The sequence below is a fragment of the Flavobacterium sp. genome, from assembly GCF_030146175.1.
Lineage (GTDB): Bacteria > Bacteroidota > Bacteroidia > Flavobacteriales > Flavobacteriaceae > Flavobacterium.
Genome location: NZ_JASLCE010000159.1, coordinates 1 through 2,892 on the forward strand (window position 1 = coordinate 1; position 2,892 = coordinate 2,892).

Here is a 2,892-nt window from a genome sequence, read left to right on the forward strand (position 1 = left end):
GTAAGTTCCACAACATTTGGGTTTGTAATTCCCGCCGGAACCAATCCCGGTAATTACCGTGTACGTATTCGAACCTATTTATCAAACTCTACGTTTACACCTTGCGGAAGTCTTTCCAGTGGCGAAACAGAAGACTATCTGATCAAAGTAATTCCGGATTGCGGTGCTAAAATCACCAGTGCTCCAACAGTTGAATCTTGTGGCACAGGCCCGGTAACCTTATCAGTAACCGGATCATCGGGCGTAACGTCCTATCGCTGGTATACTACCGATACCGGAGGCTCTCCTATTTCGGGAGCAACCGCTGCGACCTATACAACGCCATCTTTAAGCGCTACCACAACCTATTATGTGACAGCCTTAAACGGCACTTGCGAATCGCTTACCCGTACGCCAATTATTGCAAAAATAAAACCGGTTCCAAATATCACCATTACACCGGCATCTCCGGAAATATGCGGTGATTCCGATTATTTACAAATCTCGGCAGCCGGTAGTACGGAAGTAGTCGAATTGTTAAACGAAAATTTTGAAGGTACCGGTTTGGGTAGTTTTACCAAATCCGGAAATGGAACTACTACTACCGAATGGCAGCAAAAAACCAGTGTATTTACCACTACAACGGCCACCTGGAAACCGGCGATCAACTCCGGATCGGTTGGAAATAAATTTGCCTTCACGACATCGGATGTAAATACTACCGGTAAAAGTCTGATTATGACTACTACCAATTCGGTGAACACCACTAATTTTATCGATTTGACACTTAATTTCAGACACTATTTCTCTTACTATGGAAATGGCGAAACGGCTAATATCGAGGTATCAACCGATAACGGAACCAACTGGACCACGGTAAAAACTTACACCTCCACTCAAGGATATCCAAGTAAATTCGTATCCGAAAGCATTCCGTTAAACGCTTATGTAGGTGTTGCGAATTTAAAAATACGTTTCCGTTATGCGGCCGATTACTGTGACGGTTGGGCTGTTGATGACGTAGTACTATCCGGTACCCGTCCGTTAACGTCCAATTTTACATGGACCGGAGCAACGATCAATGCCTATATCGATGCCAATGGTACAACACCTTACACCAATCAGGCGGTAAATGTGGTGTATATCAAACCATCGGCTTCCCAATTGGAAGTAAACAACTGGTCGTTTAATGCCAATGTGCAATTAACCAATGGTTGTACCGCTACCAAACCGGTAACCGTTACCAACAAAACGAAAGTTTGGCAGGGAATTAACGGCAACTGGAACGATCCGAACAACTGGCTTCCGGTTGGTGTACCAGCAAACGATAATTGTGTGATCATTAAATCTGCGACAAATTATTCAACTGTAAACGGTTCTAACTACGAAGCACAAGCCAAAACACTAACCGTTCAGGCAAATGGCCGATTGGATATCCCAACCGGTAACGGGATTAAAGTGGTCAACAATATTAATGTGCTAACAAACGGAGCTTTTAACCTTGATTCCAGTGCGAGCATCGTTCAGGTTAACAGCACCACCAATACCGGTATTGTAAACATCAAACGCACCACACAACCGATGTACCGTTACGATTTCACCTATTGGAATTCACCGGTAACTTTAGCTTCCGGATTTACATTGGGCATGTTATCACCCAATACACTATCCGATAAATACATGAGATGGCAGCCAACCATTAGTAACGGAAGCGGAAACTGGGTTACCGTAAGCTCCAGCACGGTTATGGATCCGAAAATGGGATATATTGTACGCGCACCACAGACTTTCAGCCTTAATCCGCTTACGAAAACAACCTATACCGGAACTTTTATCGGAACTCCAAACAATGGCGACATCACCATTCCGATTGCAGTGGGAACCGATGCTAATGTTGGCGGTGCTGTAACCGTTGATGATGATCAGTGGAATCTGATTGGAAACCCATACGCCTCCGCTATCGATATTGTCAGCTTTTTGAACGATTCGTCCAACAGTGCTTTAATGGATGGTACCGTATACCTATGGACACATAACACCCCGCCATCTGCATTGTCACCAAGTCCGTTTTATGGTACGTATTCGTATAATTATACCGCAGCCGACTATGCAACGGTTAATAAATTCGGCGCTACCGCGACTGCTGCTACAGGAGGAAGCCTGCCAAGCCGTTATATCGCTTCGGGACAAGCCTTTTTTGTTAAAGGACTGGCTAACGGAAATGCTAAATTCACAAATAGTATGCGCGTGAGTTTACAAAACAACAGCTTTTTAAAAGCGGGCGGTTCCACTAAAACGAATCCGGAAACACAAAGTGTAGCCGGAGGCGAACCGGAACAACATCGTATCTGGTTAAATTTAGCCAACGAATCCGGAGCTTTTAGTCAGATATTGGTTGGCTATGACGCACAAGCCACTATGGGCTTTGACAGAAGTTTAGACGGTCAGTCATTTGGAGGTAACGGCGTTACGTTCTATTCGATAATCCCGGAAATGAATCTGACTATTCAGGCGCGTTCCTTACCGTTTAACGATCAGGATCAGATCCCTTTAGGTTTTAATGCCGATTCGCAAAACACCTATCAAATTGGTATTGATCATCTTGATGGTATTTTTAACACCCATGCCATTTATCTGGAAGACAAACTGCTAAATGTAATTTTCGATTTACGAACTGCACCGTATTCCTTTACATCAGCAGCCGGTACTTTTAACAACCGTTTTGTATTGCGCTTTGCGAATAGCACTTTGGGAACCGGCGAATTTAGCCTTGAAAATGGCATCAAAGTATTACGCGGCAACGAATTGGCGGTACATTCGGCTACCGAAAAAATCAAAGATGTTACCGCTTTCGATCTTTTAGGCCGTAAAATCGATGAATACAAAAACACCAATGAAAACGATATCATATTG

Annotated in this window: 1 protein-coding gene; it reads left to right on the forward strand. The window is 43.9% G+C overall.

What is annotated here, in order from left to right; all coding sequences use genetic code 11:
* Nucleotides 1-2,892, forward strand: a 2,892-nt coding sequence (locus tag Q1R07_RS16390) for a GEVED domain-containing protein (protein WP_300492279.1), incomplete at both ends; no start/stop codon positions are given.